This window comes from Arthrobacter arabinosi (assembly GCF_054511115.1).
The window spans coordinates 365,585-379,290 of record NZ_JBTNDF010000002.1 but is presented as its reverse complement, the minus strand read 5'-3'; the positions used below and the strand labels follow the sequence as shown (position 1 = coordinate 379,290).

Here is a 13,706-nt window from a genome sequence, read left to right as displayed (position 1 = left end):
AGTTCCATGACCGCCCGCCGCCCTAACGTGCCGCGAGCCGGCCGCCCGACGCCTTCGGCTGAGGAGCGGCCGGGTCCCGGTACGGTCCAGGGCCACACCCCTGCCGGTTCCCGGGCCGCCGGGACTCCGGTCCAGCCGGGTGCGGTATCCCGGGGGGCCGGCCACGCGCCGGCCGCCCCCCGTTCCGCCGGATCGTCGCCGCGCAAGCCGTCGACCCCCCGCGCCGCGGGTCCCTCGGCGACGAAGGACCCGCGGTCCGTGCCGGTCCCCGGCAGGGCCGGCGTCCCGCGCCCGGGCACGGGTCCGACCCGCGCGGCGGCGGCCCGGTCCCCGCGGCCGGACGACGCGTCCGTCCCGTCGGCGTCCGCGGCCAGGGCGGCCGAACGGTCCCAGCTGGCCGGCAACATCCGCCGTGGCCGGCTCGGGTCCCGGCGGGCGGAGTCGGTCATCGAACCGGCCGAGGAAGCGACGCCCATCCCGGCGAAGGCCTTCTCGGGGCGCCTGCTGGCCCTCGCCGTCGTGCTCGTCGCCGTGATCGTGCTGCTCGCCCCGTCCGTGAGCCGCTACCTGCAGCAGCAGAACGAGCTCGACGCCCTGCGGGCGGACATCGCCCTGCAGCAGCAGCAACAGGACGACTACACGTCGGAACTCGCGCGCTGGGACGATCCCGCGTTCGTGAAGCAGCAGGCCCGCGAGCGGATCTTCCTCGTGATGCCGGGGGAGACCCGCTACCTCGTCAAGGGCGGCGGCGGCATCGAGGATGGCACGGGGGAGGGCTCGACCGCCGAGCCCGCCGACCTGCCCTGGGTCGACTCCCTCTGGAGCTCGGTCGCGCGCGCCGCGACGGACTGAGCGACGAAACGAGCGGCGGGCCCCGCCCGGGGCGACACCCCGCCCGGTACGCCCGCAGGGCGTACCAAGGAAGGAACAGCGTGACCGAGCACGACCAGCACGACGCCCTCGGGGACCGCCGGGCGGAGGACCGCCTCCCGAGCGGCCACGACCTCGACGTCCTCAGCCGCCAGCTCGGGCGTCCCGTGCGGGACGTCGTCGAGATCGGCGCCCGGTGCGTCTGCGGGAACCCCCTCGTCGCCACCACCGCGCCGCGCCTGTCCAACGGCATCCCGTTCCCCACCACCTACTACCTCACCCACCCCGTCATCACGGCGGCCGTCTCCCGCCTCGAGGCCGACGGCGTGATGACCGGCATGAGCGACCGGCTCACGGCCGACGCCGACCTCGCCGACCGCTACCGGCAGGCGCACCTCGCCTACCTGGCCGCTCGCGACGCCGTCGGGGAGCGTGCCGGCACCGGCCCGGTCCCGGAGATCGACGGCGTGTCCGCCGGTGGGATGCCGACGCGCGTGAAGTGCCTGCACGTGCTCGTGGGCCACGCCCTCGCGGCCGGTCCCGGAGTCAACCCCCTCGGCGACGAGGCGATCCGCGGTATCGCTGCGTGGTGGACGCCGGACCGCTGCTACTGCGCGGGGGCGTGGGACGCGACGGGCCAGGCGCCCGACGCAGACCTCAGCCGCCACACCAGGACCCAGGGCCTCAGCCCGGAGCAGCTCGACGCGAAACGGGCGGCACGCCGGCGCGGCACGGCCGACCCGTCCACGACCGCACCCCCGCGAGGAGACGCCATGCGCACCGCTGCCATCGATTGCGGCACGAACTCGATCCGCCTCCTGATCGCCGACATCGGGGACGGAGTGCTGACCGACGTCGTCCGCCTCATGCGCGTCGTGCGCCTCGGCGAGGGCGTCGACGCGACCGGCCGCCTGTCCGAGGCGGCCCTCGAGCGCACCTTCGCCGCCGCGGAGGAGTACGCGGCGCTCATCGCCCAGCACGGGAACCCGCCGGTGCGGTTCGTGGCGACGTCGGCAACCCGCGACGCCGAGAACCGGCAGGACTTCGTGGACGGCATCCGCGCGCGCCTCGGCGTCGAGCCCGAGGTGATCTCCGGGGACGAGGAGGCGCGGCTCTCCTTCGACGGCGCCGTCAGCGTGCTCGCCACGGACGAGCACGAGACCGTGCTCGTGGTCGACCTCGGCGGGGGCAGCACCGAGTTCGTGGCCGGCACCACCGACGGCCTGATCGCCGCACGCAGCACGGACATGGGCTGCGTGCGGTACACGGAGCGCTTCCTCCGCGACGACCCGCCCTCCGAGGCACAGATCACGGCGATGGAGGCCGCCGTCCGGCTCCTCATCGACGAGGCGGGGGAGGACGTGCCGCTGGAGCGCATCACGAAGATCGTCGGCGTGGCAGGCACCGTGACCACGGTGACGGCGCACGCCCTCGACCTCCCCGAGTACCTGCCCGAACGCATCCACGGCACCGAGCTGTCCATCGCCGCGATCTCGGCGGCGGCGTCGGACCTCCTGCACCTGCCGCGTGAGGCCCGGGCGGCGCTGCCCTACATGCATCCCGGCCGCGTGGACGTCATCGGTGCCGGTGCCCTGATCTGGCGGACGATCCTCGGGCGCGTGGCGGCCCTGACCGGCGGGCGGGTCACCACCGCCCTCACCAGCGAGCACGACATCCTCGACGGGATCGCGCTGAGCCTCGCCCGGCGGGGCACGTGAGCTGATGTCCACGCCAGCCCGCGCAGCCGTCCGGACGGGAACAGCCGCCGTCGTCGCCCTCACCGTGCTGCTGCAGGCCGCCCTGCCCGCCGCCGCCGACGCCGTGCGCCCCAAGGAGTACTGGCTCGAGGACTACGGCATCGCCGAGGCATGGAAGAGCACGCAGGGCGAGGGCGTCACGGTGGCCGTGATCGACAGCGGCGTGGACGCGACCCACCCCGATCTCGCCGGCGCGGTGGTGGGCGGAACGGACGCCTCGGGCGCCGGAGACCCGGGCGGGCTGCTCGGCATCGGCGAGGTCCCCAGCCACGGGACGCTCGTCAGCACGCTCGTGGCGGGCCGCGGCCACACCGACGCTACCGCGCCGGCCCCCGGGACCCCCGGGGCGGGCACCGCCCCGGCACCCCCCGCGGCGTCGGGGCCGTTCTCCCAGTACGGGGAGGGCCCGGACGGGATCGTGGGCGTGGCGCCGAAGGCCGATCTGCTCGCGGTGTCCCTCTGGATCGAGGGACCGTCCAGCGGCCCCAACCCGGCCGGGATCTCCGTCGACGAGCAGGTGCCCCGGGCCGTGCGCTGGGCCGTCGACCACGGGGCGGGGGTCATCAACATGTCCCTCGGCAGCACCAGCACCGCCTGGCCCGAGAGCTGGGACGACGCCTTCCTCTACGCCGAGCAGAATGACGTCGTCATCGTCGCCGCCGCGGGCAACCGGGCCGGCGGGCTCACGCAGGTCGGTGCGCCCGCCACCATACCGGGCGTCCTCGCCGTGGCCGGCCTCGACCGGTCCGGCGTCGCCAGCGCCGAAGCCTCCAGCGAAGGCATCAGCATCGCGGTCGCCGCGCCCTCCGAGAACCTCGTGGGAGGACTGCCGGGCGGGTTCTACGCCGAGTGGTCCGGGACGTCCGGCGCCGCGCCGCTGGTCTCCGGCGTGGCAGCCCTGATCCGGTCGCGCCACCCGGAGCTCTCGGCCGCTCAGGTGGTCAACCGGATCGTCGGCACGGCGAGGGACGCCGGGGCCCCGGGCTTCGACACCCTCTACGGCTACGGGGTCCTGGACGTGGCCGCCGCCGTGGGCAGCGACATCGCGGTGCCGGAGGAGAACCGTCTCGGGAGCATGGCCGAATGGATCCAGCTGTACCGGCGGGGAGGCGAGACCCCGACTCCCGCCCCCGCCCCGCCCAGCCGGCCGGCGCAGGAGGTCATCCCCGCCCCGCCGGCCCCGCAGGCGGAGGATCCGCTCGTCTCGGTCCACAACATCCCGGCCGTGGTGGTGCTCGGGTTCGCGGGTCTGATGCTCGCCGTGCTCGTGGGGGCAGCCCTGCATGCCGCTCGGGTCCGGCGGCGCCAGGAGACCGGCGGAGGACGTCCCATGGACGACGACGGCGAGGAGCGGGTGAGGGCCCAGGGCACCCCCTGAGCTAGTGAAGATTTTCACAAAGTCCGGTAGCATCGAGGAATGGCATCGAACCCACATTTCTCTGATCGCCCGCGCATCCTCGTCGTCGGCGGCGGCTACGTCGGCCTGTACGTCGCGCACCGGCTGCAGAAGAAGGTCAAGGACCACGGCGGCATCGTGACGCTGGTGGATCCCCTTCCCTACATGACCTACCAGCCGTTCCTCCCCGAGGTCGCCGCCGGGAGCATCGAGCCGCGTCACGCGATCGTGTCCCATCGCAAGCACCTGAAGAAGACGGAGCTCATCTCCGGCAAGGTCACGTCGATCGACCACGCGGCCCGCACGGCGACGATCGCCCCCACCGGCGGCGGCGAGTCCTTCGACCTCGGCTACACGGACGTCGTCGTCGCCGCGGGGTCCATCACGCGCACCTTCCCGATCGACGGTCTCAAGGACCAGGGCATCGGCCTCAAGACCATCGAGGAGGCCGTCGCCCTGCGCGACCGCATGCTCGAGCGCATCGAGACCGGGTCCGTCCTCCCCGAGGGCCCCGAGCGGGACCGCGCACTCACCTTCACCGTCGTCGGCGGCGGGTTCGCCGGCATCGAGACCATCACCGAGATGGAGGACGCAGCCCGCGACGCCGTGAAGGCCAACGCACGCCTCACCCGCGACGACCTGCGCTTCGTCCTCGTCGAGGCCATGGGGCGCATCATGCCCGAGGTCACGGCCGAGCAGGCCGAATGGGTCGTCGAGCACCTCCGTTCCCGCCAGATCGAGGTCCTGTTGAACACCTCGCTCTCCAGCGCCGTCGACGGCACGCTCAAGCTCATCAACATGCCGGACAAGACCCCGGCCGACGAGTTCCAGACGGACACGCTCATCTGGACCGCCGGCGTCCAGGCGAACCCCGTGGTCCGTTCCACCGACTTCCCGGTCGACGAGCGTGGCCGCGTCCGTGCCAGCCCCGAACTCCGCATCACCGGCGACGACGGTCCCATCCAGCACGCGTGGACCGCCGGCGACGTCGCAGCCGTCCCCGACCTCACGGGTGGGGGCGTGGGAGGCTTCTGCGTCCCCAACGCCCAGCACGCCGTGCGCCAGGCCAAGCTGCTCGCCGCCAACATCCTCGCCGCGAACTACGGCGTCGGCGAGGTCGCCGAGTACCGGCACACCAACCTCGGCGCGGTGGCGGGCTTCGGCCAGTTCAAGGGTGTCGCGAACATCATGGGCTTCGGCATGAAGGGCTTCCCGGCCTGGCTCGCGCACCGCGGGTACCACGGCTTCGCCATGCCGATGTACGAGCGCAAGGCGCGCGTCATCGTCAACTGGAGCATGAGCTTCCTGTTCGGCCGCGACCTCGCTCCGCTCTCGGACCTGCAGACCCCGCAGCGCCAGTTCCGCGAGGCGGCCACCCCGCCGGCGAAGAAGGACACCGCACTGCCGAGCCAGCCGCCCACGCCGGCAGGCCAGGCGGCGTCCGCGAAGTCCTCCGCCTGAGCATCGATCAGCACCAGCAGGAGGAACGACGGCGACCCGCACCGGGTCGCCGTCGTTCTGCCTTTCCGGGCCGGGCCGGGCGCGCCCGGTCCCCGCGGTACGCTGAAGGCTCCGGCCGGCCCCAGTAGCCCAATGGCAGAGGCAGCAGACTTAAAATCTGTTCAGTCAGGGTTCGAGTCCCTGCTGGGGCACCCTCTCCTCGGCTCCTCCCCGCAGGCGCCCGCACCGGATACGCAGGATGCTGACCAGTGCCCGCTGTCAAGAGGCGGATGAGCACGCTGTGACGAGCGTTACAAGGATGTAACCCGATTTCCTTATGTCGGCCACGAAATTCGATTAGTTTTTCCTACAGGCCAGGAACACCTGGCAACACGTATCAAAGGCAGCACACGCCTTTCGGTCGAGGAGACTAATTCATGACTGCTACACGCAACGCAGCGCGTTTCGGCATCGGGGAGCATGCGCCGCGCGCGGCAAAGGTCGCTGCCCTGAGCCTGGGCGTCGCGCTCTTCGCCTCCGGCTGCGGTGGCGGCGGGAGCACGGGTTCCGAGGGCGGCGGCGACAGCGGCGGCACGGAGACCACGGCAGCCGCGGCCGGATCCGCGCTCGCGTGTCCCGAGAGCGAGGGCGGAGCAGGGGAGGAGCAGGGCGAGAAGGGTGATCCCTCGGCCGTCCCCGCCAGCAAGACCACGAGCCCCCAGCCCCTGAAGCTCGGATCCATCCTGCCCACCACCGGGACGCTCGCATTCCTCGGCCCGCCCGAGATCGCGGGCGTCGACCTCGCCGTCAAGGAGGTCAACGAGGCCGGCGGCGTGCTGGGCCAGGACATCTCGATCACGCACCGGGATTCCGGCGACACCACCACCGACATCGCGACGCAGTCCGTGTCCGACCTCCTCTCGCAGGACGTCAGCGCCATCATCGGTGCCGCGTCCTCGGGTGTCTCGAAGACCGTCATCAACCAGATCACGGGCGCCGGCGTCGTGCAGTTCTCGCCCGCCAACACCGCAGCCGAGTTCACCACGTGGGACGACGGCGGCCTGTACTTCCGCACCGCTCCCTCGGACATCCTCCAGGGACGCACGCTCGGCAACTACATCATGGAGTGCGGCGCGCAGACCGTCGGCATGCTCACCCTGAACGACGCGTACGGCACCGGCCTGCAGAGCACCATCCAGGAGGTCGTCGAAGGGGCGGGCGGCCAGGTCGTCGGCAACGAGATGTTCAACACCGGTGACTCGCAGTTCTCCAGCCAGGTGGACGCCATCGCAGCCGCGAAGCCGGATGCGATCGTCCTGATCAGCTTCGACGAGGCCAAGAGCATCGTCCCGCTGCTGGTCGCCAAGGGCATCGATGCCAGCTCGATCTTCATGGTCGACGGCAACACCACCGACTACAGCAAGGACCTCGACCCGGGCACCCTCGAAGGAGCCCAGGGCACCATCCCCGGCCCCTTCACCGGGACCGGATTCCAGGAGGCGCTGCTCGAGATCGACCCGGCCCTGAACAGCTTCGCCTACTCCGGTGAGAGCTACGACGCCGTCACCCTCATCTCGCTCGCCTCCGAGGCCGCGGGAAGCGTCGAGGGCAAGGCCATCGCCGAGCAGCTCGCAGCAGTGTCGAAGGACGGTACCAAGTGCTTCGACTTCGCAGGCTGCGTCACGCTCCTGCGCGAGGGCGAGGACATCGACTACGACGGCATCTCCGGTCCTGTCACCTTCGACGAGAACGGCGATCCCACCGAGGCCGCCATCGGTATCTACAAGTACGACGCCGACAACAAGCCCCAGCCGAGCCGTTCCGAGGTCGGCAAGCTCTAGGGATTGTCCCGGGTGTCACCATGGTGGGTGACACGACCGACGAGGCCCCGGCCGCCCTTCTGACGAAGGTGCGACCGGGGCCTCGTGCTGTCCCCGGGTGCCGCGTATACCCTTTCCGGACCCGTGGGTCAGCCGTCGCCCGGTTCGCGCCGCGACAGGGCGTAGGAGGGCTCGCGGAGCCTGCGGGCCCACTCGTAGGTCGAGGCCCCTGCGAGGGGGTGGAGGACGGCGTCGAAGCGGAGGTCGGTGTCCCCGGCCTCCGGGGCCAGGACGAGCGTGAGGGTGCCGAACCGCTGCCAGGGGCCGAGCGGGGTCGCGACGAACAGGCCGAGCTGCCACGAGGAGGACCCGAGGGCCCGCTCGAACCGGGGGAGTGAGGCGGGGAGCCCGGCGGGGCCGACGGTCCGTGCGCCGAGCAGGACCGGGCCGTCATCGCCCCGGTAGGGCATCATCGTGCTGAACGGTGCGCGTGACACCCCGAGCCTCGGTACGAGGACGAAGCGGCCGGGGACGGACCACCCCGTCGTGGACAGCAGGACATCCGAGAACGTGGAGGGCGCCGATCCCTCATCGGGGTGATGGAGACGTACTGCGAGCCCCATGACGTCGGGCAGTCCGTCCGGGGTCCCTGCGGAGCGGGAGACGCGGGCGGTCGCGGGAGACTCGCCGGGCTGGTCGACCCACGCGATGCCACTGGGCTCGCCGGGACCGTGCACCACGACCGTCCCCTCGAGCCGCAGCCCGCGCGTGTGGATGGGGCGGTGCCGCCGCACCCGCTTGATGCCCCGGAACACGCCTTCGAAGCCCTTCCCGATCGCGCTGCTGATCCGTGCCGCCATGAGTCGTCCTTCCCGGGCGGATGCCGTCCGGCGTCCTCCTGCCAAGGTAGTGGGCCGGAGACGGCGATGGGCGGAACCGGTTCCGGCTCCGCCCATCGCTTGCGCTTCACGCCTCCTTGAGGTGCGGACCTCAGGCCGTGTCGGCGAGGGTGCCCAGGTAGAGCTGGATGACCTTCGGGTCCTTCATCAGCTCGCGGCCGGTGCCCGTGTAGGCGTCCTTGCCCTGGTCCAGCACATAGGCGCGGTCGCAGATCTGCAGGCAGCGGCGCGCATTCTGCTCCACCATGATCACCGAGACCCCGGCCCTGTTGATCTCGTGCACACGGAGGAACGTCTCGTCCTGCTTCACGGGTGAGAGGCCGGCCGAGGGCTCGTCGAGCAGCAGCACCGCCGGATCCATCATCAGGGCCCGGCCCATCGCGACCATCTGCCGCTCACCGCCGGAGAGCGACCCGGCCCGCTGGGCGCGCCGCTTCGCGAGTTCCGGGAAGAGGTTCGCGACGAAGTCGAAGCGCTCCCTGAAGTCCTTCGGACGCTGGAACATGCCCATCTGGAGGTTCTCCTCGATGGTCAGGGTGGAGAAGACGTTGTTGTTCTGCGGCACGAAGCCCACGCCGAGGCTCACGAGCTTGTTCGCCTTCAGTCCCGTGAGGTCCTGGCCGCGCACGATGACGGTGCCGGAATGCACCTTCACGAGCCCGAACATCGCCTTCAGCAGCGTCGACTTGCCGGCCCCGTTGGGGCCGATGATGCCGATGAGCTCGCCGCGGCGGGCCTCGATGCTGCACCCGTTGAGGATGTTCACGCCGGGAAGGTATCCCGCGACGAGATCCGTGACCTTGACGACGGAGTCGCCCTCGAATTCAGCCATTACTTCGTCTCCTCGTCCTTGGGGGTCGGGTGCGTCAGGGGTGCCGGGTGTGCTCCATGCGGCTCGCCTCCGAGTTCCACGACACCGTGCCCGAGGATGCCCTCGTTCTCGGTGCCGATCACCGACTCCTCGTCGTGGGCGAGCTCCGCCTCGAGCCGCTCGATGCCTTCGGAATCGCCGAGGTCCACGTCGTGGTGGGCGCCGAGGTAGGCGTCGATCACGGCCTGGTCCTTCATGACGACGGCCGGCGGGCCCTCCGCGACGACCTTGCCCTCCGCCATGACCACGACCCAGTCGGCGATGTGACGGACCATCTGCATGTCGTGTTCGACGAACAGGACGGTCATGCCCTCCGCCTTCAGGTTCTTGATGTGTTCGAGCAGCGACTGCGTCAGCGCCGGGTTGACGCCCGCCATCGGCTCGTCGAGCATCACGAGCCGGGGCCGGACCATGAGCGCTCTCGCCATCTCGAGGAGCTTGCGCTGCCCGCCCGAGAGGGACGCCGCATAGTCGTCGCGCTTGGCGTCCAGCTTGAACTTCGCCAGCAGCACCTCGGCCTGCTGGGTGATCTCACGTTCCCGGCCACCCCAGATGCCCTTGAACAGGGCCCGCGCGAGGCTCTCCCCGGGCTGGTCCGCGGCACCGAGGCGCATGTTCTCCATGACGGTCAGCTTGCCCATGACCTTGGTGAGCTGGAACGTGCGCACCATGCCCATGCGCGCCACTTTGTGCGAGGCGACCTTCGCGAGCGGTTTGCCGTCGAACTCCCAGTCACCGCTGTTCGGTGTGTCGAATCCGGTGAGCAGGTTGAACAGCGTGGTCTTGCCGGCACCGTTCGGTCCGATCAGGGCGGTGATCTTGTGCCGCGGGATCTCGAGGTGCTCGACGTCCACGGCGTTGATGCCGCCGAAGCTGCGGGTCACCTTCCGGGCGATCACGATGGGGTCGCGCTTGCTGCACCCCGGCGCGGTCTCGCCGGACGCGATGGGCCCGGAGTCCGTCATGTAGTCCTGGCCCGCCGGGGCGGCGCCCGCGGAGGACCCGCCCTGGACGCCCTCGGCGGGCACGCCCGCGGCGTGTGCGCCGGACGGGACGGGAGCGCCGCCGGGCGTTCCCTGCGGAGTGCCGACGCCGGTGCTGTCGGCGCCGTCGATGTGGTTCTTGTCGCTGTGGCTGCCGGTCATGCGAACGCCAACTCCTTCTTGTTACCCAGGACGCCCTGCGGCCTGAAGACCATGAGCAGCATCAGTGCCACACCCACGAGGATGTAGCGCAGCTGACCTGCCTGAGAATTGGTCAGGAACGTGATGGCGCCGACCTCGATCAGGCCGTACAGGATTCCCTGCGTCAGCGAGAGCACCACCCAGAAGATCATCGCCCCGATGACCGGTCCGAGGACAGTGGCCATGCCGCCCAGGAGCAGGCACGTGTAGAGGAAGAACGTCAGCTCCGTCGCGTAGTTCGCGGGCTGGACGGCGCCGCGGGGGAGCGTGAAGATGATGCCCGCGAGCGAGCCGAGGACACCGCCGATGATCAGGGCCTGCATCTTGTACGCGTACACGTTCTTGCCGAGCGAGCGCACCGCGTTCTCGTCCTCGCGGATGCCCTTCAGGACGCGGCCCCAGGGGCTGCGCATGAGGAGCCAGACGAGGAGGCACGAGATGATGACGACGCTCCAGCCGACGATGCGGATCCACAGGTCACGCTCGTTCATCGCGAGCGGGCCGACATTGTAGGTACCCACGGGGAAGGGGTTGAGCCCGAAGAACCCGCCCTCGAATGCCGCGAGCCCGTTCGCCGATCCCGTGACGTCCGTCAGTCCGTTGGTGGTCACGATGTAGCGGATGATCTCCGCCGCCGCGATGGTCACGATCGCGAGGTAGTCCGCCCGCAGTCGGAGTGTCGGGATGCCGAGCACGATCGCGAACACCACGGAGGCGGCGATCGCCACCAGGACGGCCACCGGGAGCGGGGCGTCGAAGGTGAGGGTGGAGATGGCGTATCCGTAGGCCCCGACGGCCATGAAGCCCGCCTGGCCGAAGTTCAGGAGGCCCGAGTAGCCGAAGTGCACCGCGAGGCCGAGGGCCGCGAGGGCGTAGGCCGCCGTCGTCGGGCTGATCATCTCGCCGAACGCGTTGATGAGGATGTTTCCGAAGTCCATGAAGAGCCCCTAACCTATGCGCTCGCGGCGACCGAGGATGCCCTGCGGCCGGAAGAGGAGCACGAGAATCAGAATCAGCAGAGCGCCGACGTACTTGAGGTCCGCCTCCAGCCAGATCGTGGAGATCTCCACGAAGAGGCCCACGATGATGGAACCGACGAGGGCACCGAAGACCGTGCCGAGGCCGCCGAGCGTGACTCCCGCGAAGATGAGCAGGAGGATCTGCTGGCCCATGTTGTAGGAGACACCGGGACGGTAGTAGGCCCAGAGGATTCCGCCGAGGGCGGCGAGCATGCCGCCGACCACCCAGACGATCCTGATCACGCGGTCCACGTCGATGCCGGACGCCGCGGCGAGGGCGGGGTTGTCCGCGACGGCGCGGGTGGCCTTGCCGATGCGCGTGCGCAGGAGCAGGTAGGCGACCACCAGGATGATCACGAGGCTCACGATCAGCGAGGTCAGATTGTTGCGGGAGATGGACACCGAGCCGACTTCGATGATCGCGCCCTGGGAGCCCGGGAGCTGCTGGGTGGCCCCGCCGAAGAAGAACTGGATGATGTACCGCAGGGCGAGGGCGAGGCCGATGCTGACGATCATCATGGGGACCAGGCCCGTGCCGCGCCTGCGGAGGGGCTTCCACAGACCGGCGTCCTGCACGTAGCCCAGGAGGCCGCCGCCGATGACCGCGAGGACGATGGCGACGGCGATGGGGAGCCCGGCTCCGGCGAAGGCGAACGCGAGGACCGCGCCCAGGGTCACCATCTCGCCGTGGGCGAAGTTGGTGAGGCCCGTGGTGCCGAAGATCAGGGAGAGCCCGACGGCGCTCAGTGCCAGGAGGAGGCCGAAGCTGAACCCCGCCAGGGCACGCTCGGCGAGGGTGTCGAGGAAGGACGCCTGCTGCGAGACGATGCCCTCGCCGAACAGGAAGAGGGTGGTCGCGGTCGAGGTGTTGGCGAACGTCACCTGGCGGGGGTTCTCCTGCCCCTCGGCCAGGGCGACCCCCTCGGGGAGGGTGTCCTCGTCGACGGCCACCTCGTAGGTGCCCGGCTCGGGGACGCCGATGCTCCACGCGCCGTTGGGTCCGGACGTTGCTTCGCCTTCGAACCCGTTGCCCGTGGCGGTGACCCGCACGCCGGCGATGGGCCCGTCGGCACCGCGGAGTACGCCACCGATCCTGTTGTCGAACTGCTGGGCCGGGGTGCCGACGGCGACCCGCGTCTGGTGCACCGACGCGGCGGACGGCTGCTGGGACGCCTGCGCCGCAGGGGCGCCGAGCAGCACGAGTGCCAGCAGGCCGAGCACCAGGAGCAGCGACCTCCTGATCCGTGCAGGCGGGGACATGGTGATCAAGATGGGAACCTCCACGGTGGGGGCAAGCCCGGCGGAGGACCACCGGGATCAGTAGTTGTGACGAGTGTCACGGACGTGTGGATTATGTTACTCGCGGCATGTTTCCGCAATTCCCAAAAGCATCCCCGCGAGGTAGCAATTCGGTAACGAAAGTTTTGCGAAGCGTCCTTGGTATTGAGAATTCCGCACCGGGAGGAGGAGGGTGCACCTCCGCTGTGAGGGAACGAACCCGGGGCCCGGACGTTGCTCTTGGTAGGGTTTCAAGGACACTCGGCCCCCTATGGGAGGACTACAGAAAATGGCACTTGGCGGTAATCCGGTATTCAACGGGAAGAGCTTCCGTTCCGCTACCCGGGGCAGCGGGACCGCGGGTCTCGGGACCATGACGTACGGCGGCACGGCCGTCGCGAACCAGCAGCAGCTGGAGCACATGTACAACCAGCCGTCTGCGGGCCCCGCCCAGACGGGGCGCATGACCTTCGACGACGTGATCGTGAAGACCCTGCTCTGCCTGGGCGTCGTCCTCGTCGGCGCAGCCATCCCGGCGTTCGTCGTGCCGGGGCTCGCGGTTCCCCTGATGATCATCGGAGCGCTGGGCGGCTTCGTGCTCGGCCTCGTCAACGCCTTCAAGCGGGAGCCCTCGCCCGCGCTGATCCTCGCCTACGCCGGGCTCGAGGGCCTGTTCCTCGGTGGGATCACCATGTTCCTCGAAGCGCAGTTCCCGGGCATCGCGACGCAGGCCGTGCTCGGCACGCTCGTGGTGTTCGGCGTCACGCTCGCCCTCTTCAAGAGCGGCAAGGTGCGCGCCACACCGAAGGCGATGAAGTTCTTCATGATCGCGATGATCAGCTACGCGGCCTTCTCGCTGCTGAACCTCGGCCTCATGGTGTTCGGCGTCAACGACGACCCGTGGGGACTGCGGGGCGCGGACTTCCTCGGGACGGGCATCCCGTTCGGCGTCATCATCGGCATCCTGGCCATCGGCCTCGCCGCCTTCTCCCTGATCATCGACTTCACGTCGATCAGCGAGGGTGTCCGGCAGGGCGCTCCGCAGAAGTACTCGTGGACGGCCGCCTTCGGCCTGACCGTCACCCTCGTGTGGCTGTACGTCGAGATCCTGCGCCTCCTCGCGATCCTGCGCGGCGACGACTAGGACCACCCGGTCGGCATCCGTCGACCCG

Annotated in this window: 11 protein-coding genes and 1 tRNA gene; 7 read left to right on the top strand and 5 right to left on the bottom strand. The window is 70.3% G+C overall.

From position 1 onward, the window contains the following. Positions 1-258 precede the first annotated feature (258 nt). From ACX80P_RS05900 to ACX80P_RS05875, 6 genes are all read left to right on the top strand, one after another. A complete protein-coding gene (locus ACX80P_RS05900) occupies positions 259-852 on the top strand; it encodes an FtsB family cell division protein (RefSeq protein WP_459277127.1) in 594 nt (197 codons plus the stop codon). 80 nt (positions 853-932) lie between these two features. Next, positions 933-2,588: a DUF501 domain-containing protein gene (locus tag ACX80P_RS05895; protein WP_459277126.1), complete on the top strand. Its 1,656-nt coding sequence runs from the start codon at positions 933-935 to the stop codon at positions 2,586-2,588. Positions 2,589-2,592: 4 nt separating this feature from the next. Continuing rightward, the gene (locus ACX80P_RS05890) at positions 2,593-4,005 is read left to right on the top strand and encodes a S8 family serine peptidase (protein ID WP_459277125.1); all 1,413 of its coding nucleotides are present in this window, start codon (positions 2,593-2,595) and stop codon (positions 4,003-4,005) included. Between the two features lie 39 nt (positions 4,006-4,044). Continuing rightward, complete coding sequence (locus ACX80P_RS05885) at positions 4,045-5,484, top strand: NAD(P)/FAD-dependent oxidoreductase (protein WP_459277124.1); 1,440 nt, start codon at positions 4,045-4,047, stop codon at positions 5,482-5,484. Between the two features lie 118 nt (positions 5,485-5,602). Beyond that, a tRNA-Leu gene (locus ACX80P_RS05880) sits at positions 5,603-5,675 on the top strand. A 225-nt stretch (positions 5,676-5,900) separates the two neighbouring features. Continuing rightward, the gene (locus ACX80P_RS05875; RefSeq protein WP_459277123.1) at positions 5,901-7,304 is read left to right on the top strand and encodes an ABC transporter substrate-binding protein; all 1,404 of its coding nucleotides are present in this window, start codon (positions 5,901-5,903) and stop codon (positions 7,302-7,304) included. 128 nt (positions 7,305-7,432) lie between these two features. On the opposite strand, the gene ACX80P_RS05870 is transcribed toward ACX80P_RS05875, so the two are convergent. The 5 genes from ACX80P_RS05870 to ACX80P_RS05850 form a co-directional block, all read right to left on the bottom strand. Then, positions 7,433-8,143 carry a hypothetical protein gene (locus ACX80P_RS05870; protein ID WP_459277122.1) on the bottom strand — a complete coding sequence of 237 codons (711 nt, stop codon included), beginning with the start codon at positions 8,141-8,143 and terminating at the stop codon, positions 7,433-7,435. 130 nt (positions 8,144-8,273) lie between these two features. Further along, the gene (locus ACX80P_RS05865) at positions 8,274-9,014 is read right to left on the bottom strand and encodes an ABC transporter ATP-binding protein (protein ID WP_459277121.1); all 741 of its coding nucleotides are present in this window, start codon (positions 9,012-9,014) and stop codon (positions 8,274-8,276) included. Further along, positions 9,014-10,018, bottom strand: a complete 1,005-nt coding sequence (locus tag ACX80P_RS05860; protein ID WP_459277509.1) for an ABC transporter ATP-binding protein — start codon at positions 10,016-10,018, stop codon at positions 9,014-9,016. The genes ACX80P_RS05865 and ACX80P_RS05860 overlap by 1 nt, the downstream gene beginning before the upstream one ends. A 176-nt stretch (positions 10,019-10,194) precedes the next feature. After that, positions 10,195-11,175, bottom strand: coding sequence for a branched-chain amino acid ABC transporter permease (locus ACX80P_RS05855; protein WP_459277120.1), 981 nt, complete (start codon positions 11,173-11,175; stop codon positions 10,195-10,197). Between the two features lie 9 nt (positions 11,176-11,184). Then, entirely contained in the window at positions 11,185-12,516 is a 1,332-nt protein-coding gene (locus ACX80P_RS05850; RefSeq protein ID WP_459277119.1) for a branched-chain amino acid ABC transporter permease, read from the bottom strand. A 307-nt stretch (positions 12,517-12,823) separates the two neighbouring features. Between ACX80P_RS05850 and ACX80P_RS05845 the strand changes: the two genes are divergently transcribed. Beyond that, positions 12,824-13,678, top strand: coding sequence for a Bax inhibitor-1/YccA family protein (locus ACX80P_RS05845; RefSeq protein WP_459277118.1), 855 nt, complete (start codon positions 12,824-12,826; stop codon positions 13,676-13,678). The last annotated feature ends 28 nt before the right edge of the window (positions 13,679-13,706 follow it).

Coding starts and splice junctions, on each gene's coding strand:
- ACX80P_RS05890 (WP_459277125.1), top strand. CDS start 2,593: ATGTCCACGCCAGCCCGCGCAGCCGTCCGGACGGGAACAGCCGCCGTC.
- ACX80P_RS05885 (WP_459277124.1), top strand. CDS start 4,045: ATGGCATCGAACCCACATTTCTCTGATCGCCCGCGCATCCTCGTCGTC.
- ACX80P_RS05875 (WP_459277123.1), top strand. CDS start 5,901: ATGACTGCTACACGCAACGCAGCGCGTTTCGGCATCGGGGAGCATGCG.
- ACX80P_RS05870 (WP_459277122.1), bottom strand. CDS start 8,143: ATGGCGGCACGGATCAGCAGCGCGATCGGGAAGGGCTTCGAAGGCGTG.
- ACX80P_RS05865 (WP_459277121.1), bottom strand. CDS start 9,014: ATGGCTGAATTCGAGGGCGACTCCGTCGTCAAGGTCACGGATCTCGTC.
- ACX80P_RS05860 (WP_459277509.1), bottom strand. CDS start 10,018: ATGACGGACTCCGGGCCCATCGCGTCCGGCGAGACCGCGCCGGGGTGC.
- ACX80P_RS05855 (WP_459277120.1), bottom strand. CDS start 11,175: ATGGACTTCGGAAACATCCTCATCAACGCGTTCGGCGAGATGATCAGC.
- ACX80P_RS05850 (WP_459277119.1), bottom strand. CDS start 12,516: ATGTCCCCGCCTGCACGGATCAGGAGGTCGCTGCTCCTGGTGCTCGGC.
- ACX80P_RS05845 (WP_459277118.1), top strand. CDS start 12,824: ATGGCACTTGGCGGTAATCCGGTATTCAACGGGAAGAGCTTCCGTTCC.